The organism is Mesorhizobium sp. M00.F.Ca.ET.216.01.1.1 (assembly GCF_004010325.2).
Lineage (GTDB): Bacteria > Pseudomonadota > Alphaproteobacteria > Rhizobiales > Rhizobiaceae > Mesorhizobium.
Map to the genome: position 1 here is coordinate 1 of NZ_SADR02000302.1, position 343 is coordinate 343.

Here is a 343-nt window from a genome sequence, read left to right on the forward strand (position 1 = left end):
GGATCTGATGTTCTTCTTCGGGCAGAACGTCGGCACGAATAGTCCGCGCATGCTTCATCAGTTGCAGGACGCGCGCAAACGCGGCGTGCCGATCATCACGTTCAACCCGCTTCGCGAGCCCGGCCTCGTGCGCTTTGCCAATCCACAGTCGCCCGTGCAAATGCTCACGCCGGACAACACGCAGATCAGCACGCAATATCATCAGTTAAAGACCGGCGGCGATACGGCGGCAATTCTCGGTATCTGCAAGGCGGTGATTGCGGCGGACGATCTTGCCCTCGAGCAGGCGCGGCCGCGCGTCATCGACGTGGATTTCGTTCGCGAGCACACCACTGGCTATGAA

1 pseudogene is annotated in these 343 nt (G+C 60.3%); it reads left to right on the plus strand.

From position 1 onward, the window contains the following. Nucleotides 1-343: pseudogene (locus tag EN859_RS36215) on the plus strand (formate dehydrogenase); the annotation flags it as partial.